This window comes from Caballeronia eucalypticola (assembly GCF_047608185.1).
Classification (GTDB): Bacteria; Pseudomonadota; Gammaproteobacteria; order Burkholderiales; family Burkholderiaceae; genus Caballeronia.
Window position 1 is genome coordinate 281872 of the sequence record NZ_JBLKRU010000003.1, and the last position, 23871, is coordinate 305742.

Here is a 23871-nt window from a genome sequence, read left to right on the forward strand (position 1 = left end):
CCACACGTACCGCACTGATAAAACTAACAGGAGACACCATGAAGCAGCGTCTTATCATCACCTTTTGTGCCGCGCTGGCCGCATCGTCCGCATTGAACGCACGCGCAGATGACACGTTCCTGGCCGAAGCGAAGGCCTATACGGCGCAGGCGACGAAGTCGGGTCAGGCGTGGAGCGGACCGACTACCGGACCTGCCGCGCAGCATGGAAAAACGATCGTGTTCGTATCGGCGGATCAACGCGACAGCGGACCACGCGGGGTGGCGGAAGGCGTCAAGGAAGCGACGAGTGCGATCGGCTGGAACTTTCGTTTGATCGATGGCCAGGGTTCGATCTCGGGACGTTCCGCCGCGATGAATCAGGCCATTGCGCTCAAGCCCGACGGTATCGTGCTTGGCAGCGTTGACGCGAGGGAGCAGGCTTCGCTGATCCACCAGGCCGTTGCGCGCGGTATCAAGGTGGTGGGCTGGCATTCGTTGCCCAAGCCCGGACCCGCCCTGAAGGATGGGTTCGTCACCAACCTCGCGACGGATCCGCTCGACGTGGCGAAGGCCTCCGTCATGTACGTGATCGCGCAGTCGAACGGCAAGGCGGGTGTGGTTATCTTCACGGACTCGACCTACGAGATCGCAACGGCCAAGTCGAACGCGATGGCGGATCTCGTCAGGAAGTGCACGGGTTGCCAGTTGCTGAAGATAGAGGACACGCCGCTGTCCGATACCGCGACGCGCATTCCGCAACTCACCTCCACCATGTTGCAGCGCTACGGCGCGAAGTGGACGTGGGCGCTGACCATCAACGACCTGCCGTTCGATTTCATGTCGCCCGCGTTGCAGCAAGCCGGCTACAAAGGTACCGGGCCGCTGCTCGGGGTCTCGGCGGGCAATGGCAGCGAGTCGGCGTTCCAGCGCATTCGCAATGGTGAATATCAGGCGGCCACCGTTGCCGAGCCGGTGTCGCTGCACGGCTGGCAGGCGGTGGACGAGCTGAACCGCGCGTTTGCCGGTACGCCGGTGAGCGGCTACACGGCGCCGGTGCACCTGGTGACGGCAACCGATATTCCCTACGACGGCGGGAGGATGAACCGCTATGACCCGGACAATCATTATCGCGATGTGTATCGACACATTTGGGGCGTTAAATAACCGACGGCGTCATCTTGTTTTCGATGACGCCAATCACATAATTTGGATTCCGTATTAAACACCATTCCCGCTATCCGGTTCATGCACCGGCGCGGGGGCCGAACACGTCGGATTTCCCGGACCCAGGTCTCATCATGACTGACATTCAATTACCCACTCCTGATTTTTCGCGAAACATGCGCCTGATTGGTCACAGCGACCAAGGAGGTCGTGCCGACGGTGTGCAACTGATGGTGCATCGCGGTTACGCCTACATTGGCCATATGTTCTCGAAGGGTTTCAGTGTCGTGGATGTGCGTGATCCGCGCCGTCCCGCCACGGTCGCTTACGTGCCGGCGCCACCGAACACATGGAACATTCACTTGCAGACGCATGACGACCTGCTGCTCGTCATCAACGCCAAGGACATGTTTGCGGCCGCGGAGTTTCAGGATGAACGTGCGTACTACGAGGGCGCACTCGGCAAGAAGGTCGGCACCGCGCAACGCTCGACCGGCAATCGAAACTGGCGCGCGGGCCTGGCTGTGTATGACATTTCGAAGGGGGATACGCCGCGTGAAATTGGCTTTATGCCGGTCGAAGGCGGGGGCATCCACCGCGTCTGGTACACGGGCGGACGCTGGGCGTACGCATCGGCGCTGCTTGACGGTTTTTCGGATTACATCTTCATCACAATCGATATGTCCGACCCGAGCCATCCGCGCGAAGCGGGGCGGTTCTGGCTCCCCGGCATGCATGTTGCCGCCGATGAAACGCCATCATGGCCGGCGACTCGGCGTTACGGCTTGCATCATCCGATCGTTCATGGCGATACCGCTTACTGCGCATGGCGGGATGCCGGACTTGTCGTGCTCGACGTCGCCGAGCGCAGCGCGCCGAAGCTGATCACACACCGCAACTGGTCGCCGCCCTTCGGCGGCGGTACCCACAACTGCCTGCCCTTGCCCGAGCGTGATCTGCTGGTCGTGCTCGACGAGGCGGTGCTCGATCATCAGGAGGACGGCGAGAAATTCATCTGGCTATTCGATGTCCGCGAGCAGTCGAATCCGGTCAGCATCTCGACTTTTCCATCGCCCAGCGAGATCGGGTACCGGCAGAAACCAGGGCACTTCGGCCCGCATAACCTGCATGAGAACCGGCCGAGCAGTTTTGTCAGTTCGCGGCTGATCTTTGCGACTTATCAGAACGCGGGAGTACGAGTATTCGACATAAGCGATCCGTACCGGCCAGTCGAAGTCGGGGCGTTCGTGCCACCGCAACCGGCACAACTGATGGATCATCGTCCAAACCGGCCTAACGTGATCCAGTCTTCCGATGTATTCGTCGATGCCGAAGGGCTGGTGTATTCGACCGACTACAACGGGGGGCTCTACATTCTTGAGTTCCAGGGTTAGAACATCACGCTGCCTGAAGCGAACGCCGCCTGGAATTTCATTGCATTTGCCGGTGATTATCCGGATTAGCGACTAGACTTGAAGCATTGCCGGCGCATGCTCATGCTCACGCAAGAGGAATATGCGCCATTCAGTGATGATCCGGACGTGCGACCAATCGAGGCACAACGATGCCGAAGACCGTTCAAACCGCTGAGCAGATTCGCGACGAACTGCAGAGGCGCATGGCTAACATTGCCGCTGACGCGCCCGGAGTTTCGCGCGTACGCATACCATTACCAGAGCGTCATCCGCCGGACGCATCCGGCCGCAACTGGAATATCGTGCCGCTCAATGAGCCCGGCGCAGATTACGTCCATCATGTCCAGAAGGTGATCGAAGACATGCGTACTGAGTTCGTGCTTCCAGATTGACGCCTGGGTGCGAAACCGGAGCGGCTCATGCAAACGCACGTGTTTGAACATCGAGGCTACGAGATCGTAGTGCAGCCGGAGCAGAACGCGTACAACGCGTGGCAGGCGAAAGTGAGTGTGCGTCATGTCGATAGCACCGTGGCCGAATTCCGCCCGGAGACGGTTCAGCCGGAATGGCTGACGCAGGAGGAGGCAGTGCGCGATGGCATCGAATGGGGCACGCGTTTTGTCGATCACGCGCTGAAAGAATCGCACGACCGGATGTGATTGAACGATCAGCGGAAACCGGAAAAAACCCGCAGGATCGCGAAAGACACCGCCCTGCGATGGATTTACGATGCACGGATACGGCTAACTGTCGCTACGCCGTTACGTCGTTACGTCGTTACGTCGTTTCCCGGCGCCTGCCTGCCAGTGACGTGCGTGAAACCAAACACACTCCTGAACGTCTTCAAAGGTGGATGCCATGTCTGTCGTCAGGATCTATGGACGCATGGGCAGCGCTAACGGATACGTGATACGCGACTTCCTGCATCGCAGCGACATACCGTTTGAATGGATCGAACTGGGCAGCGATAAAGAAGCGAAGGAACTGGCGCACGTACAGCATCTTTCTGATTCACGCTTGCCGGTCTGCGTCTTCCATGACGGCACGCGGTTCGAATGTCCCACCATCCGGCAAATTACCGAGAAGCTCGGCTGGTTCGCGAGTCCATCCCGCGAGGCCTACGATCTGGCGATTTACGGCGCCGGACCGGCGGGATTGAGCGCGGCGGTGTACGGCGCATCGGAAGGGCTGCATACCGTACTGGTGGAGCGTTGGGCACTGGGCGGCCAGGCAGGCAGCAGTTCGAAAATCGAGAACTATCTGGGCTTCCCGGAAGGCACGAGCGGCGCGGAGCTGGCAGAACGGGCGCGCGTCCAGGCCATCAAGTTCGGCGCTGAGATCCTGCTGGCGCGCGCCGGCGTGCGCGCGGAATTTCCACCCGGCAACGGCATCGTGTATCTGGAGGACGGCACACGTATCACGGCGCGCACGTCGATCTGTGCGACGGGCGTCGCATATCGCACGCTAGGCCTGGAAGGTGAAGAGCGCTTTGTCGGCGCGGGCCTTTATTACGGCGCCGGCGCGAGTGAGGCTGCGCTGATCCATGGCGAAGACGTCTATGTGGTGGGCGGCGGCAACTCGGCGGGACAGGCCGCCATGCATTTTTCGCAGTCCGCCAACCGCGTTTATTTGCTCGTGCGTGACCCATCGCTTAAGAACACGTTGTCCCAATACCTGGTGGATCGCATCACGTCGGCGCCGAACATTGAAATGTGCCCGTGCACCGAAGTCACCGCGCTCGCAGGCAGTGATGTGTTGCAGGAAATCACGCTGACCGATGTTCACAGCGGCCGGCAACGCAAGGTCAAGACGAGTTGGCTATTCGTCTGCATTGGCGGCGTGCCGCAGACCGAATGGGCGCAGGAGGTCGGCATTGTCCGCGATGAGGGCGGCTATCTCGTGACAGGTCCCGACCTGCAGGAATATCGGTCGGACCTCGCATCGCCGCTCCAACGCGCGCCGTTGCATCTGGAGACCTGCGTGCCCGGCGTATTCGCAGCGGGCGACGTGCGTCACGGTTCGATCAAGCGTGTGGCGTCGGCAGTCGGCGAGGGTGCAATGGCTGTCGCGCTGGTGCATCGCTATCTGAATGGCGCGTGAAGGTAGGCACTGGTAAGCGCTGCCTTGATGCGTGCAGCTATCCGAGGAGTACGATCATGACCCGTGGTTGCACGCACCTGGGCGAGGCCCGCATTCTCCACACGCACATCAACTATTGCGAGGACTGCGTGAAGCTTGGCCAACCCTGGCTACATTTGAGGCTTTGTCTTTCGTGCGGGCACGTCGGCTGCTGCGATTCGTCGCCCAACCGGCATGCAAGCAAGCATTCTCACGCGACCGGCCATCCTCTGGTGCGATCAATCGAACCGGGCGAGACGTGGATCTGGTGCTATCGCGATGAGATCGTCGTAGGTGAAATCGGATTGTGACGATTGTGACGGCACGCCGCCTGCACGTGCGGGCGGCGTCGTCTTGATGCGTGCCAGCGTCACGTATGCGCCGGTTCTTGCGTCGGCGCCTCGCGGGGCGCTTCTGTGGGCGTTGCTCCCTTCTGCACACGCACAGAGCGCGTACCCGGGTCGTAGGTCATGGTGACCTTGTCACCGTCACGCACGTCGCCGCGCAGCAGCGCATCGGCTAGTTGCGATTCCACTTCCGCCCGGATCTTGCGCTTGAGCATCCGTGCGCCGAACTCCGGGTCATAGCCGATCTCCGCGAGATGTTCGCGCAGCGAATCCTCGAACGACAACTCAATGTTTTGCCCGGCCGCGGTGCGCTGCACGCGCGCGAGTTGCAGATCGACAATCCTGCGGATCTGCTCCTTGCCGAGCGCACGGAACACGACTACTTCATCCACCCGGTTCAGGAACTCGGGCCTGAAATGATGCCGCAATACTTCCATCAGGCGGTCGCGCAGCTCGGGGTAGTCGAGCTGCTTCTTGTCGGAGCGCATGTTGTCCTGGATCATCTGCGAACCAATGTTGCTCGTCGCGATGATGATCGTATTCGTGAAATCGACGAGACGTCCCTTGCCGTCGGTGAGACGGCCTTCGTCGAAGAGTTGCAGCAGCATGTTGTGCACGTCAGAATGCGCCTTCTCGATCTCGTCGAGCAGCACCACGCAATACGGGCGGCGGCGCACCCGCTCGGTCAACTGGCCGCCTTCGTCATAGCCGACATAACCTGGAGGCGCGCCCACCAGCCGCGCCACGGTATGCCGCTCCGAGTACTCGCTCATGTCAATGCGCACCAGCGCATTCTCGTCGCCGAACACCGATGCGGCGAGCGCTTTGGCGAGTTCGGTCTTGCCCACGCCAGTCGGTCCGAGAAAGAGGAAGCTCGCGGTCGGCTTACCGCCTTCGGTGAGACCGGCGCGTGAGAGCCGGACCGCCTTCGCGACGGCGCTGACCGCCTCGTCCTGACCGACCACGCGCTCCTTCAGACGGTCCTCGAGACGCAGGAGCTTCTCGCGGTCCTCGGCCGTGAGTTCGGACACCGGCACGCCGGTAAGCGACGCCACGATCTGCGCGATGTCCTCCGCGGTCACCTCTTGCGAACTGGTGCCGCGTTCTTTCTTCCACACCTCGGTCTCATCGTTGAGACGCTTCTGTTCGGAGACGAGCTTGTCTTCCAGTTGCTTCGCCTTGTCGAACTGCTTGGCGGCGCTCGCCGCGTCCTGTTCCTGGCGCGTGCGGCGGATGGTCGCCTCGATGTCATGCAGTTGCGACGGCCGGGAATTCGACGAGATGCGCACGCGGGCGGCTGCCTGGTCGAGCAGGTCGATAGCTTTGTCCGGCAGGAAGCGCGCGGCGATATAGCGGTCAGACAGCTTCGCCGCGGCCGTGATGGCCTCTTCGGTGATCTTCACCTTGTGATGCGCTTCAAGGCGGTCGCGCAGTCCGCGCAGGATTTCGATGGTTTCCGCGACGCTCGGCTCGGGCACGTTCACCGGCTGGAAGCGCCGTTCGAGCGCCGAGTCCTTCTCGATGTACTTCTGGTATTCGTTAAGCGTCGTGGCTCCCACGAGATGCAGTTCGCCGCGTGCGAGCGCCGGCTTGAACACGTTGCCGATGTCGAGCCCGCCTTCGCCGCCGCCCTGGCCGGCACCGACGATCGTATGCAGTTCATCGATGAAGATGATCAGCCGGTCCTGGTTTTCCACGATCTCGTCGAGAACCTGCTTCACGCGCTCTTCGAACTCGCCACGATACTTGGCGCCCGCCACCACGCTGTTGATATTCAACTCGACGACGCGCTTGCCGCGCAGCACTTCGGGCACCTGGTCCTGGGCGATGCGCTGCGCGAGTCCTTCGACGATCGCCGTCTTGCCCACGCCCGGTTCGCCGATCAGCACCGGGTTGTTCTTGCGGCGGCGCGCAAGAACTTCGATAGTCGTTTCGATTTCCTTGTCGCGGCCGATCACCGGATCGAGCTTGCCGCGCCGCGCGAGATCGCTGAGATCTCGCGCGTACTTGTCGAGCGTCGGGGTAGTGGAGCGGCCCTCGACAGTGCCTTCCTCGGCGCCCTTGCCGACCACCTTGACCGTCTTCTGCCGGAGCGCATGCGACGACAGGCGGTACTTGCGCAGCAACTCGCCCGCGAAGCCGTCTTCCTCTTCGACGAGCCCGACCAGGATATGTTCCGGTCCGACGTAGCTGTGACCGAGTTCCCTCGACGCGGTGAGCGCGTTCTCCAGCGCGCTTTTCGCGCGCGGCGATACGCCGATGCGTTCTTCGTCCGTCTTCCCGGCGCGGGTGCCGCGCGGTGCGTTCTGATCGATGTTCTTCTTGATCTCTTCAGGATCGAGCTTGAATTCGCGAAAGATCTCCTGAACCACGTTGTTGTCGGCGAGTGCCAGCAGCAGGTGCTCGGTATCGACTTCAGACTTGCCGAACTCTACGGCCTTTTGCGCAGCCGCCTGCAAGCGGTCCAGGCCGCTTTCGCTCAGGAACGTCTGCAGGTCGACGGCTTCACGCGCACGGCGATGCCTGCGCGGCCGGCCGCCTGTCCGGCCCTGGCCTTCCCCTGCGCTCGCGCGCGTCGTCTCCTCCGGTTGGTCGAGAGCTTGCCAGCCGCCGCGCCTGCCTTCGAGCGGCGACCGCATATCGTCGAAGAGACTTTCGAACAGACCGCCGTGAAAGAGCGATTCGAGCGGCGAGAGGCTGGACTGCCTGCGCGCCATAAACGCCATGTAGTGCTCGTCGCACAGCGTCAACAGACGGCGCCGGCCGTTCTCGGTGATCGTAATCTGTGAGGTCGCCGGTTTTCCGCAAACGCTGCAAGTGGCCATGATGTTATCCATTGGGTGGGCAGGGGAGGACAGGGAAGCTGACGCGCTGTTTCACGAGTGTCGCCGGGCGCATTGCGCTATTTGATCTCGAGTCGCCGCTTCGCCGCGGGTTCACTGGCCGCTTTGGGCAACCGCACGGTGAGCACGCCGTTCTCAAAATTTGCCTCGGCCCGTTCGAGATCGACGCCAGAGGGAAGCGGAATCGCGCGCTGGAACTGTCCGAACGCCCGCTCCACCCGGTAGCAGCCCTTCTCATCGCTCTTCGATTCGATACGCTTTTCGCCAGTCAGCACCAGCATGTCTTCGACGACTTCGAGTTCCACGTCCTCGCGCGACATGCCTGGCAATTCGATGACGATGCGCAGCGCGTCGCCGTCGTCGACCACGTCGAGGCGCGGCTGAAACCGGCTGGAACTGAAGTCGCCGAACCAGTTGCCGAGCGGACCCGTCCCGCCGAACGGATCGCGTATCAGGTCGGTGAGAAGGTGCAGGGGATCGGGCAGCGGCCAGCGCGCCGTATCGAACAATGCCGGCAAGGCGGCCGCGGCCCCATCTGGAGTCGACGGCGAGGGCGCCTGCTGTGAGGCCGCGGGCGCGACGTTCGGTTTCGCGCCCGCGCCCTTTTCCTCAGGGCTCTTGCGCAGGAAACGGAAGGGATTCCACTTATCGAGGTCCAATAGCATCGCCATGCTCCTTGTTCTGGTGAGCCGCCAGAGCGGCCGGGATCTTCAGTGACTCGCGCCGCGGCGTTCGCGGCTGACGTCAGCCCTTGATTCAGCCCTTGACGTCAGCTCTTGGCATATTCGAACTCCGGCAGTTTTTTCAGTGCGTCCTTGTTTGCGCCGGTCAGGATTGCCTTCGGCGCGATCTGTTTGAACTGCTGAATGGGGATGGCGACGCGGTGCGCGGCCATCCCGAGAAAGCCGCCCACGTCGATAATCGCGGCGGAGAGCGAGCCATCGGGTGCAACGATCAGGTCGTCGACGCGGCCGATCTTTTCGTTCTTTTCGTTGTAGACATCGGTGTGGATCATTTTCGATGCGCGCCAACCCGTTGCGACCAGTTGCGCTTCGGTGACCATCACGCCGAGCGTCGCCTTGCCGGCAATTGGTGCGTCCTGCGCGGTCGCGCCGCCGGCCACGAAGCTGGCAGCGGATAGCGCCAGCACGATTGTCGACAGCCATGCGGCCGATGCGAGGATAGTCTTCATGACGTTCTCCAGAATGCACAACGAGAGACGCGGGCGCAGGTGCAAGATGGGCTCAAGAATTGGGCTCACGATGGGCTCAGGAATGCAGCGGCGACTTTTGCTCGTCGCGAAGGACGGTGTCGCGGCCGTTCCGTGCGGCGAGGCTGAGGACGACCAGAAGCGCGCCGGTCACGAACGCGTAGGTGCTGATGATCCAGACGAGGGCGAGCGCTCCAGCACCCGGGAACAGCAGCACGAAGATGCCGAACAGCATCGACACGATTCCGATGACGAAGAGCAGCCACTCCGTGCGTCCACGCCTGTTCAGCCGAATCCCGGTGATGACATCGAGCACGCCGGTGACGATGGCGTTCGCGCCCATCACGGCGATCAGCACGAGCGCCGTGATGCCCGGCGCCACGACGGCGATCAGGCCCGCGGCGATCGTGCACAGTCCGAGCAGCAACGGGATCCACCAGTCCTTGTGGATCGAACGATGTCGTATCGCTGCGCTGACCGCCGCGATGCCTCCGATGAGTGCATACGCCGCGAACATCCCGACGAGAAGCAGCAGCGTGAGGCCAGGCCACAAGAGCGCGAGGAGCCCGAACAGGATTCCCGCGGCACCGCGCAGCGTGAGCATCCACCATGCGCGTCCGAGCAGTTCGTCCATCGTTGGGCTCCTCGGTCGGATCGCCGAATTCCGGCTGATACAGCGGGCCTCATCTCCATGCGGCACGTAGAGTCAAGCCTACGTCCGCCAGGCGCGCGCTTCTTTCGAGTTCCTGCCCAAAGGTGTCGGATTTCTGTGTTTGTTGATCGCTCACCGATCCAGTCGTAAGCGCATCAACGGACCGTCGGGCGGTGGTGCGCCACGCGGAAAGCGCGGGGCGTGCAGCCCGTATATCGATGAAACACTTCGGTGAAATGCTGCTGCGTCTGAAAGCCCGCGCGTGCAGCGACATCGATCAGCGGGAGGCTTCCTTCCGACAGCATCGACTGCGCTAATCTCAACCTTTCGGTTGTCAGGTAGAAGTGCGGCGGATGCCCGGTCGCGTTCTTGAAAGCCCGTGCGAAATGCGACGGGCTCATGTGCACGAGCGCGGCGAGGTGCTCGATCTGGATGCTCTCCGCGATGTGCTCGCGTATGAAGTGCTCCACCACACTCAGCTTTGGCTGGGAGAGACTCGTACCCGCGTCGCACTTATCGGCGTTGTGTCCGTACCGGAGGGCGAGATGGAGTGCGAATACGTCGGCGAACGCGGTAAGGCACATCGGGTCCGGGCTTCCGCCGACGTGCAACGCAATGAGCGTGACGGCCGCTTCGCGCAGGAAAGGGTCCCACGCTGTGAACCAGCACGGGATATTGCACGCGGTGGTGCCTAGCGCCTTTCGAGCGGTTTCCCTGAGCTTGGACAAATTGAGCGCCACGACAAGGCCGCACGGATCGTCGTCATTGTCGAGTTCGACGCTTGCCCGTGCCGGCACGATAGCGATGAACGGCGCGCTGACGCTTATATGCCGGCAGGGGCGCGCGTTGTCGCCGACATCGCTCGCATGCGCGGTGGTCCGGTCCGCCGGGATGACACACAAGATCCTTCGTGCCGACTGAACGGCACCATCCGCGCACGCCACGCCGATCGAATGGCAGCGAAGATCTTGCACATGTGGAGAACATGGTAATTGCTGCATGGGGGCGCATTGCCAGGCGTGAATGGAAGCCGCGAACTCTGAATCCTGGTATCCAGTTAATTCTAGTGTTCAGGTTTCGTCTAAGTATCTTTTGCCTTGTTATGTGGATGTGGAAGACGCTGCATACCCGACGGCGGGAATGCAGCGTCAGGCAATGCACGCGTGGCGCAGAGGCCGAACGTCGAAAACAGTCTGGTTCACAATGGTCTGGTTTCGGACATATCATCGCGGGCGTTGAGCGGGTCGCGCTCGTCCGGGACCCGCACCTTGCTGGAATACTTGCGCTCAGGCGAGCGTCATACCAGCCCGCCAGACCACCATTTACTTCACCGCACTGACGTCTAACCCGCTTGCATAGTCGTGCACCGCATGCCGCTGGTTCAGAATGTCGTCGCTACCCAATTGCAACGGCACGAAGTTAGTCGAACGGACGTAATCCGGACGCGGCTTCTCGACATTGGCGGGACGGTTCGCGACCGGGTTGTACACGATATACGCCTGCCAGCGGTCGTCGCCGGAAAGATTATGGCCCGACGAATGCACGATGTTGGCATCGAAGAACACGACCGTTCCTGGCGAGCCCATGATCGGCACCGCTTTGGGATGCGTCGATAAAACTTCGAGCATCGTCGGCTTCGGCACGACGTAAAAGCGGTATCCGGTCGCGTCATCGAATGCGGGTTGCAGCGAGCCGAGCTCGTGACTTCCGGGAATGAAGTACAGGCAGCCGCCCATTTCGGTCGGTTCATCGAGCATGACGAGCGCGGTGGTCATCGCCGGATTCGGCACGCCGTCGAGGTGCCACGTGCCGAAGTCCTGATGCCATTGCCATACCGAACCATCGATGGCGGTTTTCAGGTTGCACTTGGTGTGATGAATGTAAAGCGCCGGGTCGTTCAATAACTGCTGCGCCGGCTCGAGCAGACGCGGCGCGCGCGATAGCGCATGAAACACCGGCGATGCCGTCGGACTCCGCGTTTCGTGCACCTTATAGATCGTCTTCGCAATGCCACCGGTTTTTTCGCGCACCAGATGATCGGTATCGATTTGCTGGATGCGCTTCAGGTCGCGCTTCATTTCCTGCACTTCCTCGCTGGACAGCAAGGACGGCAGAACGACGAAGCCATCGCGCGCATAAGCGGCCAGTTGGGCGTCACTGAGTTTCACGATGCATATCTCCTTGTTGATGTGTTTGAAGATCGATCGTAGTGGCATCGGGAAGCGATGTAAAAGATATAATAAGTTCGCTTTCAGTACCTTAAAGGTATGACATGGAGCTTCGTCATCTGCGCTATTTTCTGGCGGTCGCGCAAACCCTGAACTTCACCAAAGCGGCCGAGCGTCTGCACATGGCGCAGCCGCCGCTGAGCCGCCAGATTCGCGAACTCGAAGAAGAATTGGGCGTGGAACTGTTCGACCGGCGCGGCAAGCGCGTGGCATTATCGTCGGCAGGAATGGTGTTCGCGGATCGCGCCCAGCGCATTCTGGCATCGGCGGATGCTGCCGTGATCGACTCACAGCGCGCGGCGCGCGGAGAGATTGGACGCCTGGCGGTCGGCTTCTTCGAACATATTGCGTACACGCTGTTGCCCGCGCTCATTCGCGAGTTCCAGCAGCGTTTCCCCGATGTATCCATCGAGTTGCGCTGGTTCACGGCCGCCGAGCAGGTCAACGCGCTCGCGCGCGGTGAAGTCGATGTCGCGTTCGTGCGCGCCGTGCCGCCCGAGACGAACCTGGCATCCACGATGATCCTCCGCGAGCCGTTCGTCATTGCCATTGCAAAGGACAATCCGCTTGCCGCGAGACACACCATTTCGATCGTCGATTGCGCGAACATGCGCGTCATCAACTATCGCAAGGATGTCGCGCCCGACTATCACGCGATGATCAATCAGCTCTGCGCGCTGGGCGGCTTCACGCCATCGCCGCTATTCGAAATGGGACAGATCTATGCATCGCTTGGACTCGTGAGCTCGGGATTCGGCATTGCGCTGGTGCCCGCTTCGGTCCAGCGAGTGCACATGGATAACGTGGTGTATCGGCCGCTTCGCGAACGCCATGCAGTGAGCGAATTGCTGCTCGCGTGGACGAATCCATCGCCGCCTGCGGTGTTGAGCGCGTTCGTGGAGCTCGCGCGCGAGATTGCCGCGCGGCCCTGAAATACGACCGCCCTCAACCTGTCCCACTAGATCCGTCCGCCGTTGCGCGCAGCCACCGCGACGGTGGTCGGCGAAGCAGCTAGCGGAACGAAGCTTCGCGTCGTGCCGTCGAGCGCATCGATGTTACCCGTCTCGATGTCGTAGACCCAGCCGTGCAGGTTCATGCGCCCCTGTTCGAGCGCGAGGGCCACCGAAGGATGCGTGCGCAGGTTCGCCAGTTGCGCGATCACGTTTTCGCGCACGAGGCCGTCGAGCTTCGCGCGCGGCGTGTCGAACTGATGCGCCGCATTGATCGCTTTCGCGGCGTCCGAGTGACGCAGCCAGTTCGCGACCGCCGGCAAATGATCCAGACACGTGCAGCGCGAAATCGCACCCATCGCTCCGCAGTCAGAGTGGCCGCAGACCACGATGTCCTGCACGCCCAGCACCGCGACTGCATATTCGACCGTGGCCGACACGCCGCCCGGTTCCGGACCGTACGACGGCACGATGTTGCCCGCGTTGCGGATCACGAACAGCTCGCCCGGCTCGCGCTGTGTGAGCAGTTCGGGCACGACGCGGCTGTCCGAGCAGGTGACGAACAGTGCCTTCGGATTTTGCGTCGTTGCTAGCTGCCTGAAAAGCTCGGCGCGTTGCGGATAGACCTCGCGCTGGAAGCGCAGAAAGCCGTCGACAATGTCACGCATGGCGTCCTCCCAATTCGATTGCCGGATGCTGGCACGACCGTTTGATACGCCGTCGCGCCGCTGTGGCCGACATTATCGCCGACATCGCGCGTTGGCTGAACTTCGATCGACAAGGATCATCGTCGTATCCCCTTCAGATACAACAGGATCGTCCTATCAGCGAAGCGGTGGAAGATACCAAAATCGTAGCCATTATCTGCGGATGGACATCGCGCTTCGGGCGCGCATTTCCGAAGGTCTTGATTGCAGCAACCCAACGAGAAGCGGCATAAACGGCTATGACATGCTAAGGATCGACGAAGTCACGGTTAGCGAAGGTTTTCCCGAACGATGCGATGTCGCGGTGATAGGCGGCGGTATCGTTGGCGTCAGCACCGCGTACGAACTGGCGCGACGTGGCGTTCAGGTGACCCTGCTCGAAAAGGGCGTAATCGGCTGCGAGCAGTCGGGGCGCAACTGGGGCTGGGTGCGTCAGCAAAACCGCGACCTCTATGAGTTGCCACTGGCGATGCAGAGCCTCAAGCGCTGGAGCGAACTAAGCGAAGAACTGGGCGAGGACATTGGGTTTCGTAAAGCAGGCATCCTGTACGGCACGGAGCATCAATCTGACGTCGCGCAATGGGAATCGTGGCTTGCCCGCGCCCGGGAAGTCGGCTTTAACAGCGAAATCCTCAGTGCGCGCGAACTGGCAGCGCGCATTCCGTCCGGACGCGCAAAGTGGGCTGGAGGTCTGTGGTCAGCCTCGGACGGCCGCGCCGAGCCGTCGAAAGCAGCGCCTGCGATCGCTCGCGGCGCGCAAGGTCTCGGCGCGAAGGTGTATCAGAACTGTGCGGTACGAAGTCTCGATACGAGTGCGGGGCGTGTCTCCGGCATCTGGACGGAGCGCGGCCGCCTCGCCGCCGACACGGTCGTTCTCGCGGGAGGCGCCTGGAGCGCGCTGTTCTGCCGGCATCACGGCATTGATCTGCCCACCATCAACGTGATGGGAACGGCGTTGCGAACCGCCGAGGCGCCGGGGGTTATCGAAGGCTGTTTCTCCGGGCCTGACTTCGCGTTGAGGCGACGGCTGGACGGCGGCTATACCATCGCTGTGCCCGGACATGGACGCGTGGAACTCGCGCCGCAAAACCTGCGGCACTCGGTGAAGTTCGGCAGCATGTTCCGCAGCAAGCTGAAGAAAAAACTGAAGATTCGTGTTGGCGCCAGCTTTTTCCACGGACCGGAGGCAAGCGCGGCCTGGCGCGACGATGACGTCTCGCCGTTCGAAGAAATACGGGTGTTGGATCCCCGGCCTGATTCCGAATGGCTCGATCGAGCCCTGCAAAACGTGGCGAGCGTGTTTCCCGAGCTGTCGGGCTTGCGGATCGCTCACGCATGGGCGGGCGCGATCGACACGACGCCGGACCTCGTCCCCGTCATCTCGAAGGTCAATGCGAAACCCGGTCTCGTCATCGCATCAGGCTTTAGCGGACACGGCTTCGGACTAGGGCCAGGCGCAGGCGTGCTCGTGAGCCGGCTGGTAATGGACGAGGCGCCGCAGTTCGACATCGGTCCCTACAAACTGGCCCGCTTTTCCGATGGAACGAAACTGAACAGCCCCGAAATGATGTGAGTTGAGGCGGTGGGCGAGCTATCGCGGTAGCCCACTTCGGGAGATTGAACCTCCAGTACGATTCAACTGTATTGATCAACGGCCGTTGCAATTCTAAGAGCGTCCAATCGCGTTGCTCTAATGACAAACGGTTAGTCAGGCCCGAAGCCACATCATCAGGATGAACTGCCGCTCGGGCGGTCCAACATTAATCGGCGGCGGGATCGTCCGGGATGAGTCCGGCTCCCGCGCCCTTCTGGATTGACGTGGGTCGTTGGCTGACGTCCGCAGGAGGCATCTGAGGCTGGGAATCTCGCTGAAGCAGGGCGAGCAGCTCCGGGCGTAATCCGTCCCCTCGATGCGCAACCAACGCATGAAAAGAAAGCAATGGCAACATGATTGGACTCCTGTGGATGATATCTGCCTTCGTTGACCTTGCCGGTAGCAACTCGCTTTTCGCTTGACGGGATGCGTCCTCTGCAGTGACTTCAACTTATCGTCGCGCGCATCCAAAAAAACTCCGTTTCTTGCGGTTTAATCCCGCTGTGCGCTGTGCGCTGTGCGCTGTGCGCTGGACGCGTCGTAGTCGACCGCATCGTTGCGTCGGCTAGCCAGCTACGTGCCACCCCGCCCCGGGACAAGCCGCCGGTCGAAACGATTCGTGCTGCTTTTCGTCCTGCTTCCGCGGCTGCTTCCAACTGCGCCGCACAACGCCCGTCGTCGTGCACGGTGGTCCCAACGAAGATGTCGTATGCCTTTCTTGGTCCCGATAAACGGCCTCTACGAGTCGCGCACGCGCGCTCATGTTGTTCTCGATTGCAAGACGCGCGACGTCAGCTACTGTATTCAGCAACTCAGCGGGGCACCCACGCGTCGCGTGCAGTCGTGCCCGATGTTTGCCTGGAGTTTTCCACTCGGCGTCGAATTCCACAGAGCTTTCCCGTTGATTTGAGCACCCGCCGGCGCTGCGATCGCCGGCGGGCGCCCCTCGACATTTATCCAACGCTCACTTCTACCCGCCGCGGTTTCGCCTCCTCTCGACGCGGGATGTTCACCTTCAACACTCCATCGGCGAGATTGGCTTCGATCTTCGACGAGTCGAAGTCTGAGCTCAGCGAAAACGCCCGCGCAAACCGCGGTTCACGAATCTCTGCATGGTGCAGGCGCAGACCGTCCGGCGTATCGATCAGTACCTCGCCTTCGATGAAGAGCGTCCGATCCTGCAGGTGTACATTCAAGCGATCGCGCGACACCCCCGGGAGATCGGCCCACAACGTAATGCCATGAGCGTCTTCATGGATATCGACGGCCGGCGCGATGGTGGGTCCCTTTCGCGCATTTTCGTCATTGAACTGCGCAAGGGAGCCGGGCTTGCGTTCTGCAAGTTGAGTTGACGTATTCATGCTGTCCTCCTCGAATGTTTCAGCGGTTAATTACTGGATCGCGATGGTGCGCGGCCGCGAGGTTTCCCGTTTGCCCACGCTGATGGCAAGGCATCCATTCGCATAGCGCGCCTTCACCTTGTCGGGATCGGCGTCGCGCGGCAACTCGATAGCACGGCGAAAGCTCCCGGCGAAGCGCTCTTGCGCATAAGCGCGGCCCTCGGCAGGGGCTTCGACGCCGGCACGCTCGCCGCTGATGGTGAGCAGTCCCTTGTCTATCGTCACTTCGATTTTGCCCGGATCAATGCCCGGAGCGAACGCAACGATCTCGACCGAGTCGTCGGTGCTGCCGAGGTTGATCTGAGGGAAGGTGCTCAAACGCGTGGCCCGGATACTCGTTGGCAGGCCACCAAACACCGACGACATCTGGCGTTGCAGACGGTCGAACTCGTCGAACAGGCTGGTATTAAAAAGAAGGTCACTCATGGCTGCAATCTCCCATAGGCGGCAGGAGGCGAACCGGCATACGCGCTCCAGTTCGTCTGCCAGGTTTCTGACAAACCAATCGAAACACGCAGCGCGAAAACCGCGGCTGCTTTCGAATCCAAAATAGGAAATGCCTAAAAATTTTCAAGGGGGCTGAATGAATTATTTTTGCTTCTGAATGCGACCGGTGACATGTGGCCAAACATGGCAGCTTCCCGTGAAATTCTGCGGCTGACTACCCGACCGACTACCGGGCCGAGCGTACGGATGACATCGCAAGTCACAGCTCAGGGTTAGCGATATCGGCTTGTACTATTTTGGCGCCGAGTTCCGCCGCCGCGTTGAGCGCTTGTTCCTTTGAGTCAAAGGGCCCAATTGTGCCGGACCCGTCAAAGGGGAACAGGCGCCGGCCATCAGTTTTTCTAATGGAGCCGACAAAGCGGCCGTGATCTACTCGATAGGTCGCGTAGACCGCGAAGTCGTCAAGGTATTCGCCCGCACGCGCCGGAGTAAATGCGTTTCGCGGAGCAAATACATTTTTTGGTTTTCTTCCAGCTTGTCCCATTGGTTCCTCCCGCGGACGAACTGAGGCATACATGTGTGTAAACAAAAGTCGGAAAAATCGCAATGTGGCGGCCTTGAAGCGTCATGACCTGCCCGTCTAGGCAGAGTCGCGCGCCTCGTGCGAAGCGTGCACAAAGGCGCTATTCATTGGATGGATTGTCCGGGTCGTCAGCACCTTTGTCGACGTTGTCCTTGAAGTCGGCCAAATCTTTTTTGTTCGAGCCGTTTGTGATTTCCACCTGGCCGCGAAGCTCAAGATCTTCGTTGCCAGTGAGCTTGCCCAACGCAAGATCGATTACACCTTTCACCTGTTCCTTCGCACCGCTAAGCTTTTCTTTATCCATTGGTGACTCCAGTACGAAATGTACGAAACGGCCAGCCGCGTGCCGGAATACGACACGCGGCACCCTGGCTAGGTTGCTTGACCTGAGCCAAGGTCAGCGCCGGTTTTAAGATCGGCTGTCGGATCAGATGCAGTACGCGACGCCATCGCTTGCAGAACAGCCACGTCTGCCTCAGTGACACCGACGATTGCCAGTCCGTCTCCACCGTCGACCGCGGGTTGCGGGTCTTCAACGAACTTCCAGTCGCCGCCTTCATTCCACGGTCCGCGAGCATCCTCGCCCTTTGACATGTTGAAGTAGACGCTGGTGAATTCCGGGTTGCCCGGCAGCTTGCCTTGCGGGAAGTTCGGTTGAATGGAGTGCAGCGCCTTCTCAAAAGACTTTTGATGCGCGATTTCCCGCGTCATCAAAAAGCCTAGCGCGTCCTTGATACCAGGATCGTCGGTCACGTTGATGAGACGCTCATAGACAATCTTCGCCCGCGCTTCTGCAGCGATGTTGGAGCGCAGGTCGGCCGTCGGCTCGCCGATCGTGTCGATGTAAGCGGCCGTCCATGGAACACCGGCCGAATTGGTCAGAGCCGGGCCGCCACCGTGCAACAAAGCCGTGGTGTGGGAGTCGTTGCCGCCACCAGTGAGCGAACGGTAAAGCTCAGCTTCGGATTCGACTGCTTCCGCGAGCTGCCCCTTCGCACCCTTGTTCAACATTGCAACGATAGAGCCAATAATTTCAAGGTGACTCAGCTCTTCCGTCGCGATGTCGAAGAGCATGTCTTTTCGGCCCGGATCGTCTTCACTGACAGCCTGCGTGAAATAGCGGCATGCCGCGGCAAGCTCGCCCTGTGGACCCCCGAACTGCTCAAGCAGCAAATTGGCAAGGCCGGGGTTCGGAGCCGCCACACGAACGGTGTATTGCAGGCGTTTGTTATGAACGAACATAAATTTCCTCCATTAAAGACGGGCTAGGTTAGAGCCAGTTGAGTGAGCAAACCAAGTAGCCCGGACAAACCGATGCGAAGAACGCGATGGCGAAGAACGGACAAGGTCCGCTGTCCAGGTCTCGGGGAAGAGAGCTCCCCCGGCGTCGTGGCGGAGAACCCGCCGATAAGATGAACCGCAACTCTCGCTGTGCATTCGCCGTGCCAGAGGGAGGCGTTAAAGAATGCAAGTCTCTTTTCTTGATTGGGAACACAATGTTAAGGAGCACTGCATATCCGGAGTCCGTGACGACTCGAGACCGTGTCGTTGTCCAGGGTCGTATGTTGCCGTTCGTTGCTTGTTGATCCACCGGGGGATCGACCCTGGAACGGCACCCTTTACCCGGCAGTCGAGCCTGGAGGGACGGGATTATTGTCCTGAGCAGGCCCCAGGGCGTTTTCCGATGCCGGGTGCTTGCAGTGTTCCACCTTGTCTCGCGCAGCTTGCTCTGAGAACAATCGCGAGCTACGAGTCGTGGTATGCAATCAAACCTGCTTCAACTCGTCTAGGTCGACGACGCCAGACTGGCTCGTGAACGCCAGCGAGTGTCCGTGGCTCTGCTGCTGAGATACCCCGCTAATTCGATGATCGCCACTGTCATAGGTACGAAGCTCGCCATTCTCTTCGATCAGCAAGCGCTGTTTGTCCGGGAAAAACGCGTAGCGCACGCCGTTTTGCGAACCGCTAGCAGACGCGTGACCCAATTCGTCAGGCCACCATTTTTCCATGGCGGGCATGGGCTCCATCGGTTTCATAGGTTGCATGGGCTTCATCGGTTCCATTTCTCTCTCCTTGCAGATGAAGACGGCAGATCGCCGCCGTCCATGTCTTTACGATGAGTGCAAACGGCGTACCAGTTACCGGGAGAACACCAGGCTAGATGATGGCTCCAGGGAGAAAATCAGCTTTTGGACGCTTGCAGTGGGCCGCGGGCTGCTTGACTTGACCCTTTTTCGATTCGCAGCGCATATGCAAGCGGGCGGGGCGGTGAAGCGCCCCTGACAAGAAAACTTCATTTGCACTGCACTCCTGGCGCGCACCCATCCCCGACCGGGTCCGGTCATCGCTACCGAATGTCAACGGGGGTATCTGCCACACATTCCTTCCGGCCCCATGCCACAGGGTTGTTCCCCGGTTGAACTTTTATCTTGTGCCGAGGCGTGATGTCTTCTACGACATGGCTCGGCCGAGCACTCGCCGGTCACCACGGCAGCACGATTGATCGTTGTACTTTAAGAGGCCATCGACTGCCTTTCTGATCATGTGCATTCATTCGATCCCACTTAAATGGCGCGCGCGCAGTGGAAATCCTTGAACCCTGGCATCGGCTGGTTGATTCGTTCGATGGGCCGATACATAACGCGTCTCGTCCGAAACGGCCGCAGCCTGGAGAAGAGCGTTCGATCCTTATCGTTCTAACCGTTGGTCTGCTGGAAGGCGGTACGCTGTCCTGACGATGAGCCGGCACGGCAGGCCAGTGCTCCCAGCGTGCGCATGGCGGTCTCGATAGCAGGCGTCCACGGATGCCCGTAGTTGAGCCTGATGTAGCGCCGCAAATCTCCCGTCGCTGAAAAAATGGGTCCGGGTGCGATCGCAATGCCGTGTGCCGCAGCGGCTTCGAACAGATGTACTGAGTCGACATGCGGAGGCAATTCAACCCACAAAAAATAACCTCCGTCCGGTCTCACAAGCGACGTGCCCCGCGGGAAATAGTCGCGTATGGCTCGCAGCATCTGGGCCTGAAGACGCATGAGATCCACACGCAGCTTGCGCAAGAAACGGTCATAACCGCCGTGTTCGAGATAGTCTGCGATGGCGAGCTGCGCCGGCACCGATGCCGACAATGCGGCGGTCGATCGTGCGCGCGCGATCCACGGGGCAAAGCGACCCGCTGCGACCCAGCCGATCCGGTATCTTGGGGCGAGACATTTGGAGAACGAGCCGCAGTGCAACACAAGATTGTTGCGGTCAAATCGTTTGACGGGATGAGTGGGGGTCGACCCGAAATGCAGTTCGCTATACACGTCGTCCTCGATCAATGGCACGTCATGCGCAGCGAGCAATTCGATCAGCGCTTTTTTCTTGTCATCCGGCAAGGACACACCGTTGGGTTTTGAAGCGACGTCATGAACCAGCAGACGCGGATGGGATTCCGCCCAAGGGCCTCAGCCAGTACGTCGAGATCGAGCCCTTCGTGCGAGTCGACAGGTATCTCCACGACCTTCAGGTGAAGGCGCTCGATCGCGCTAAGCGCGCCGTAAAAGGTCGGGTGTCCTATAGCGACGATATCGCCGGGGCGGGTGAGTGTTTGCAGGCTTAGCGTCAATGCATCGAGCGCGCCGCTCGTGATGATGATTTCGTCGATGGGTACCACCATGCCCATGGTGAGATAGCGCCGTGCGATCTGGCGGCGCAGGCATTCTTCACCAATCGGCACGGGCGCGGGATTTTCGCCGCGATCCATGTTTCGGGCCGCCCTGTTCAGCGAGCGGGCCAACCGGCCCAACGGAAAGAGCTCCGGGTTCGGCCAAGGGGAGGCAAGGGCAGCATTGTCGCAATCTTGCAGTGCCTGCATGAAGCGATGCGTCAGGCTGGAGGTTTGCGCGGCTGCGCTGTGCGCGAGGATGGGCGCCGGGCGGAGGTCTGATGGCTGCCGGCAATTGACAAAATAGCCTGAGCGGGGCCGCGCCACGACCAGGCAGCGTCGCTCCAGTGCGTAATACGCCTGGAATACCGTTGACGGACTGATGCCGTATGAACGGCTTGCCTGACGCACGGACGGCAGCCGCATGCGTGGCTTCAGCACTCCACTTTCTATCAGTCCTTCGATCTGAGACGCGAGTTCTTGATAGCGCTTCATGCCAGAAGCGGTCCTTGTATTGCTTGCGTACCTATCATGCTGCGCCTTCGTGAGTCATGCTATTTGCGCGCTTGCCAACATCGCGTGAGCAACGGGGGTGCCGTACGCTGCAGATGCGGTACGCGGATTCTTTTGCGCCGCGTTTGTTGTGACGCCGTGCGAGCTGCCGACCGGTTGTCGGCGTCTGATTCAGGCCGTTCCCTCGAATGCCTAAACTGTCCCTTTGGTGAACAAAACCCAGACAATGCCCGTGCGTGAGGAAATTTAGAAGGATCAGTTGAGCCAAGAATCGGCGGATCAGATTATTTGTGCCGAGCGCCGGGCTTGTTTCATCAAGCTCCCCGGCCCGGGAATGGCGTGGTTGGAATCCCCCCACGACAACGCGTTGCGACTGACATCGGCCTCACGCGCCGGGCGCTCGCTCTACGAATATTTCCTGATGCGCCATGCAAGGATGGCGGCGCCACCGCCGTCGGCAAGAAATGCCGCGAGACGGGCAATCTTGAGCGCTCGGCCATAAAAAAATCCCTGACCGAATTCCGCTTGTGTCGTGCGCACGGCGGCATGCTGCGCTGCCGTTTCCACGCCCTCCACTACGACCATCACATCAAGACGGTGCGCCATGCCGATAATCGATTCAAAGTAACGCGATCGCTCGTAGGGAGTGAGCTCGAAGATGCCCTGGCTTACCTTGACCATCTCGAAGTTCATTTGTGAATACGAGCGAAGATCGGTGAAAGGCGCACCGATTCCTGCGAGTGCGAATTGCACGCCTAGTGCGCGAGCACTTGTCATGACTCGCGCCAGTTGCGGTCCCATTTCCGTGACCTCGTCTTTATCGAGTTCGAGTATCACCGTGGGCTCGCTGGCACGAATCGTATTGCGGAGATCTTCCATGAACTCCACGCTTAGCAGTTGCGCCGCGGACATGTTGAGGCTCACATAAAGCGACCTCGCGTCCGGGATCGCGCTTATCTCACGCGTAGCAGTCGACAGTACGAATTGCGTCAACCGCCCGACCAGACTGCTTTTCTCGATGTATGGCATGTAGTGGTCGGGGCCCAGTGAGCCGAATGCCGAGTTGTCCCATCGCAGCAACGCCTCGGTGCCCACGCACCTGCCTTGTCTCAAGCTCACCACGGGTTGATATTCGAGATGAAACTCGTGACGCTTGAGTCCAGCTCGCGCTGCGCGTATCAGCGCCAAGTCGTAGCGGGTCCAGCGTTTGAACAGCAGCCATCCCACGGCAGCAATGAGCGCCAGCAGAAGCGGCCAGCGCAGACGACTCCAGACGCGCACCAACGCATTAGACCCGGCTGTGACGGAAGGCGTGGCGAACCCGATGCGCTCAGCCGTGGGGGCTTTGTTCTGGCTAATCGACGGGGAAGGACGGGCATTGCATGGCGGGCTCGTCGAGCAAGTGCTGTCATCCGCTGTCGACGTGTCTTCGGCGAGCTCAACTGTCCGGTCCTCTGGCCGGCCCTCTGCATGGGCGACGGCGTTCTCATTGTCGCCGGGCGACCATCCGGAGTCGGAAGAGTCAAGGGGGGACTCTAGCTTGAAGAGAAAGGTCTGCGACGGAGCGCTCCATTCGAGCCTTGCAAGCGAAGGTCCGCTAGCGCTGCTTACCATGTTTTCGCTGCCCTCGCCGAACGCATCAAGCAGCGAGTCGCACACACGGGTGAGGGGAAATAGCGGACTCGCGTCAGGACCCGCAAGCGAGGCCGGAATCAGGGGAAGCGAGATTGGCAGTGCGCACGCCGCGCCAAACCGGACGGACGTCTCGACTGCGGGCGCGGGTTCGCCGAACGTCTTCGGCAGTTGGCCAATGATGCCGGAATAGCTGTGTTCGGCGTTCGTGCCGGTGTAAGAGCCCGCGCCTGTGTCCGCGCGTGCGAGCGATAGCCTTGCGACGGCCAGCAGAAGGATAACTGTCCAGCGAATGAAATCGAAACGCCGCGGCTCGACAGCGCGACGCTTCGAATGTTTCCCTACAAGACCCAACGACATGAATGTCTCTTCTTCGCAAATTACGTGGGCCTGGAACGGTCGAAGCGCGACTGCGCCTGATAAGCGCTGGCGACTCCTCCG

General features: G+C 60.6%; 23 protein-coding genes and 2 pseudogenes. 8 read left to right on the forward strand and 17 right to left on the reverse strand.

All coding sequences use genetic code 11. The annotated features are described in order from the left end of the window. Nucleotides 1-38: 38 nt before the first annotated feature. The 6 genes from ACMX25_RS05645 to ACMX25_RS05670 all read left to right on the forward strand — a co-directional run bounded on the left by ACMX25_RS05645 (nt 39) and on the right by ACMX25_RS05670 (nt 4989). Nucleotides 39-1145, forward strand: coding sequence for a substrate-binding domain-containing protein (locus ACMX25_RS05645; RefSeq protein WP_414948533.1), 1107 nt, complete (start codon nt 39-41; stop codon nt 1143-1145). A gap of 134 nt (nt 1146-1279) precedes the next feature. Further along, nucleotides 1280-2539, forward strand: a complete 1260-nt coding sequence (locus ACMX25_RS05650; RefSeq protein WP_414948534.1) for an LVIVD repeat-containing protein — start codon at nt 1280-1282, stop codon at nt 2537-2539. A 170-nt stretch (nt 2540-2709) separates the two neighbouring features. Continuing rightward, complete coding sequence (locus ACMX25_RS05655) at nt 2710-2952, forward strand: hypothetical protein (protein WP_414948535.1); 243 nt, start codon at nt 2710-2712, stop codon at nt 2950-2952. A 27-nt stretch (nt 2953-2979) separates the two neighbouring features. After that, on the forward strand, nt 2980-3219 hold the full coding sequence (locus ACMX25_RS05660; RefSeq protein ID WP_414948536.1) for a DUF6566 family protein: 240 nt from the start codon (nt 2980-2982) through the stop codon (nt 3217-3219). A gap of 199 nt (nt 3220-3418) precedes the next feature. Then, on the forward strand, nt 3419-4660 hold the full coding sequence (locus ACMX25_RS05665; RefSeq protein WP_414948537.1) for an NAD(P)/FAD-dependent oxidoreductase: 1242 nt from the start codon (nt 3419-3421) through the stop codon (nt 4658-4660). A gap of 56 nt (nt 4661-4716) precedes the next feature. Beyond that, nucleotides 4717-4989: a UBP-type zinc finger domain-containing protein gene (locus ACMX25_RS05670; protein WP_414948538.1), complete on the forward strand. Its 273-nt coding sequence runs from the start codon at nt 4717-4719 to the stop codon at nt 4987-4989. Nucleotides 4990-5048: 59 nt separating this feature from the next. Here the strand turns inward: ACMX25_RS05670 and ACMX25_RS05675 are convergent, their stop codons facing one another. The 6 genes from ACMX25_RS05675 to ACMX25_RS05700 all read right to left on the reverse strand — a co-directional run bounded on the left by ACMX25_RS05675 (nt 5049) and on the right by ACMX25_RS05700 (nt 11898). Further along, nucleotides 5049-7850 carry an ATP-dependent Clp protease ATP-binding subunit gene (locus ACMX25_RS05675; RefSeq protein ID WP_414948539.1) on the reverse strand — a complete coding sequence of 934 codons (2802 nt, stop codon included), beginning with the start codon at nt 7848-7850 and terminating at the stop codon, nt 5049-5051. Between the two features lie 77 nt (nt 7851-7927). Continuing rightward, entirely contained in the window at nt 7928-8533 is a 606-nt protein-coding gene (locus ACMX25_RS05680; RefSeq protein ID WP_414948692.1) for an Hsp20/alpha crystallin family protein, read from the reverse strand. Between the two features lie 104 nt (nt 8534-8637). Beyond that, the gene (locus ACMX25_RS05685; protein WP_414948540.1) at nt 8638-9060 is read right to left on the reverse strand and encodes a PRC-barrel domain-containing protein; all 423 of its coding nucleotides are present in this window, start codon (nt 9058-9060) and stop codon (nt 8638-8640) included. Nucleotides 9061-9136: 76 nt separating this feature from the next. Further along, a complete protein-coding gene (locus tag ACMX25_RS05690; protein ID WP_414948541.1) occupies nt 9137-9712 on the reverse strand; it encodes an HdeD family acid-resistance protein in 576 nt (191 codons plus the stop codon). 173 nt (nt 9713-9885) lie between these two features. Beyond that, complete coding sequence (locus tag ACMX25_RS05695) at nt 9886-10632, reverse strand: helix-turn-helix domain-containing protein (RefSeq protein ID WP_414948542.1); 747 nt, start codon at nt 10630-10632, stop codon at nt 9886-9888. A gap of 420 nt (nt 10633-11052) precedes the next feature. Next, a complete protein-coding gene (locus ACMX25_RS05700) occupies nt 11053-11898 on the reverse strand; it encodes a phytanoyl-CoA dioxygenase family protein (RefSeq protein WP_414948543.1) in 846 nt (281 codons plus the stop codon). A gap of 104 nt (nt 11899-12002) precedes the next feature. On the opposite strand from ACMX25_RS05700, the gene ACMX25_RS05705 reads away from it, so the two are divergent. Next, on the forward strand, nt 12003-12890 hold the full coding sequence (locus tag ACMX25_RS05705; RefSeq protein WP_414948544.1) for a LysR family transcriptional regulator: 888 nt from the start codon (nt 12003-12005) through the stop codon (nt 12888-12890). A 26-nt stretch (nt 12891-12916) separates the two neighbouring features. Here the strand turns inward: ACMX25_RS05705 and ACMX25_RS05710 are convergent, their stop codons facing one another. After that, on the reverse strand, nt 12917-13576 hold the full coding sequence (locus ACMX25_RS05710; RefSeq protein WP_414948545.1) for a carbonic anhydrase: 660 nt from the start codon (nt 13574-13576) through the stop codon (nt 12917-12919). Nucleotides 13577-13859: 283 nt separating this feature from the next. Here ACMX25_RS05710 and ACMX25_RS05715 point away from each other — a divergent pair, with 283 nt between their 5' ends. Further along, a complete protein-coding gene (locus ACMX25_RS05715; protein WP_414948546.1) occupies nt 13860-15188 on the forward strand; it encodes an NAD(P)/FAD-dependent oxidoreductase in 1329 nt (442 codons plus the stop codon). 187 nt (nt 15189-15375) lie between these two features. Here ACMX25_RS05715 and ACMX25_RS05720 read toward each other — a convergent pair whose 3' ends face one another. The 10 genes and pseudogenes from ACMX25_RS05720 to ACMX25_RS05765 all read right to left on the reverse strand — a co-directional run bounded on the left by ACMX25_RS05720 (nt 15376) and on the right by ACMX25_RS05765 (nt 23790). Next, nucleotides 15376-15564 (reverse strand): hypothetical protein, encoded by a 189-nt coding sequence (locus ACMX25_RS05720; RefSeq protein WP_414948547.1) that lies wholly within the window; start codon nt 15562-15564, stop codon nt 15376-15378. Between the two features lie 598 nt (nt 15565-16162). Beyond that, entirely contained in the window at nt 16163-16570 is a 408-nt protein-coding gene (locus tag ACMX25_RS05725; protein WP_414948548.1) for an Hsp20/alpha crystallin family protein, read from the reverse strand. Between the two features lie 30 nt (nt 16571-16600). Next, on the reverse strand, nt 16601-17035 hold the full coding sequence (locus ACMX25_RS05730; protein ID WP_414948549.1) for an Hsp20/alpha crystallin family protein: 435 nt from the start codon (nt 17033-17035) through the stop codon (nt 16601-16603). A gap of 280 nt (nt 17036-17315) precedes the next feature. After that, nucleotides 17316-17600: a DUF6723 family protein gene (locus tag ACMX25_RS05735; protein ID WP_414948550.1), complete on the reverse strand. Its 285-nt coding sequence runs from the start codon at nt 17598-17600 to the stop codon at nt 17316-17318. 139 nt (nt 17601-17739) lie between these two features. Then, nucleotides 17740-17943 (reverse strand): CsbD family protein, encoded by a 204-nt coding sequence (locus tag ACMX25_RS05740; protein WP_414948551.1) that lies wholly within the window; start codon nt 17941-17943, stop codon nt 17740-17742. A gap of 68 nt (nt 17944-18011) precedes the next feature. Then, nucleotides 18012-18881, reverse strand: a complete 870-nt coding sequence (locus tag ACMX25_RS05745; RefSeq protein WP_414948552.1) for a manganese catalase family protein — start codon at nt 18879-18881, stop codon at nt 18012-18014. A 524-nt stretch (nt 18882-19405) separates the two neighbouring features. Further along, complete coding sequence (locus ACMX25_RS05750) at nt 19406-19702, reverse strand: hypothetical protein (RefSeq protein ID WP_414948553.1); 297 nt, start codon at nt 19700-19702, stop codon at nt 19406-19408. 388 nt (nt 19703-20090) lie between these two features. Further along, a pseudogene (locus ACMX25_RS05755) lies at nt 20091-20308 on the reverse strand (hypothetical protein); the annotation flags it as partial. Nucleotides 20309-20335: 27 nt separating this feature from the next. Then, a pseudogene (locus tag ACMX25_RS05760) lies at nt 20336-21780 on the reverse strand (aminotransferase-like domain-containing protein). A 423-nt stretch (nt 21781-22203) separates the two neighbouring features. Continuing rightward, a complete protein-coding gene (locus ACMX25_RS05765; RefSeq protein ID WP_414948554.1) occupies nt 22204-23790 on the reverse strand; it encodes an EAL domain-containing protein in 1587 nt (528 codons plus the stop codon). Nucleotides 23791-23871: the final 81 nt, after the last annotated feature.

Bases quoted from the DNA above. Each gene is read 5' to 3' on its own strand.
- ACMX25_RS05645 (WP_414948533.1), top strand. From the start codon at position 39: ATGAAGCAGCGTCTTATCATCACCTTTTGTGCCGCGCTGGCCGCATCG.
- ACMX25_RS05650 (WP_414948534.1), top strand. From the start codon at position 1,280: ATGACTGACATTCAATTACCCACTCCTGATTTTTCGCGAAACATGCGC.
- ACMX25_RS05655 (WP_414948535.1), top strand. From the start codon at position 2,710: ATGCCGAAGACCGTTCAAACCGCTGAGCAGATTCGCGACGAACTGCAG.
- ACMX25_RS05660 (WP_414948536.1), top strand. From the start codon at position 2,980: ATGCAAACGCACGTGTTTGAACATCGAGGCTACGAGATCGTAGTGCAG.
- ACMX25_RS05665 (WP_414948537.1), top strand. From the start codon at position 3,419: ATGTCTGTCGTCAGGATCTATGGACGCATGGGCAGCGCTAACGGATAC.
- ACMX25_RS05670 (WP_414948538.1), top strand. From the start codon at position 4,717: ATGACCCGTGGTTGCACGCACCTGGGCGAGGCCCGCATTCTCCACACG.
- ACMX25_RS05675 (WP_414948539.1), bottom strand. From the start codon at position 7,850: ATGGCCACTTGCAGCGTTTGCGGAAAACCGGCGACCTCACAGATTACG.
- ACMX25_RS05680 (WP_414948692.1), bottom strand. From the start codon at position 8,533: ATGCTATTGGACCTCGATAAGTGGAATCCCTTCCGTTTCCTGCGCAAG.
- ACMX25_RS05685 (WP_414948540.1), bottom strand. From the start codon at position 9,060: ATGAAGACTATCCTCGCATCGGCCGCATGGCTGTCGACAATCGTGCTG.
- ACMX25_RS05690 (WP_414948541.1), bottom strand. From the start codon at position 9,712: ATGGACGAACTGCTCGGACGCGCATGGTGGATGCTCACGCTGCGCGGT.
- ACMX25_RS05705 (WP_414948544.1), top strand. From the start codon at position 12,003: ATGGAGCTTCGTCATCTGCGCTATTTTCTGGCGGTCGCGCAAACCCTG.
- ACMX25_RS05710 (WP_414948545.1), bottom strand. From the start codon at position 13,576: ATGCGTGACATTGTCGACGGCTTTCTGCGCTTCCAGCGCGAGGTCTAT.
- ACMX25_RS05715 (WP_414948546.1), top strand. From the start codon at position 13,860: ATGCTAAGGATCGACGAAGTCACGGTTAGCGAAGGTTTTCCCGAACGA.
- ACMX25_RS05720 (WP_414948547.1), bottom strand. From the start codon at position 15,564: ATGTTGCCATTGCTTTCTTTTCATGCGTTGGTTGCGCATCGAGGGGAC.
- ACMX25_RS05725 (WP_414948548.1), bottom strand. From the start codon at position 16,570: ATGAATACGTCAACTCAACTTGCAGAACGCAAGCCCGGCTCCCTTGCG.
- ACMX25_RS05730 (WP_414948549.1), bottom strand. From the start codon at position 17,035: ATGAGTGACCTTCTTTTTAATACCAGCCTGTTCGACGAGTTCGACCGT.
- ACMX25_RS05735 (WP_414948550.1), bottom strand. From the start codon at position 17,600: ATGGGACAAGCTGGAAGAAAACCAAAAAATGTATTTGCTCCGCGAAAC.
- ACMX25_RS05740 (WP_414948551.1), bottom strand. From the start codon at position 17,943: ATGGATAAAGAAAAGCTTAGCGGTGCGAAGGAACAGGTGAAAGGTGTA.
- ACMX25_RS05745 (WP_414948552.1), bottom strand. From the start codon at position 18,881: ATGTTCGTTCATAACAAACGCCTGCAATACACCGTTCGTGTGGCGGCT.
- ACMX25_RS05750 (WP_414948553.1), bottom strand. From the start codon at position 19,702: ATGGAACCGATGAAGCCCATGCAACCTATGAAACCGATGGAGCCCATG.
- ACMX25_RS05765 (WP_414948554.1), bottom strand. From the start codon at position 23,790: ATGTCGTTGGGTCTTGTAGGGAAACATTCGAAGCGTCGCGCTGTCGAG.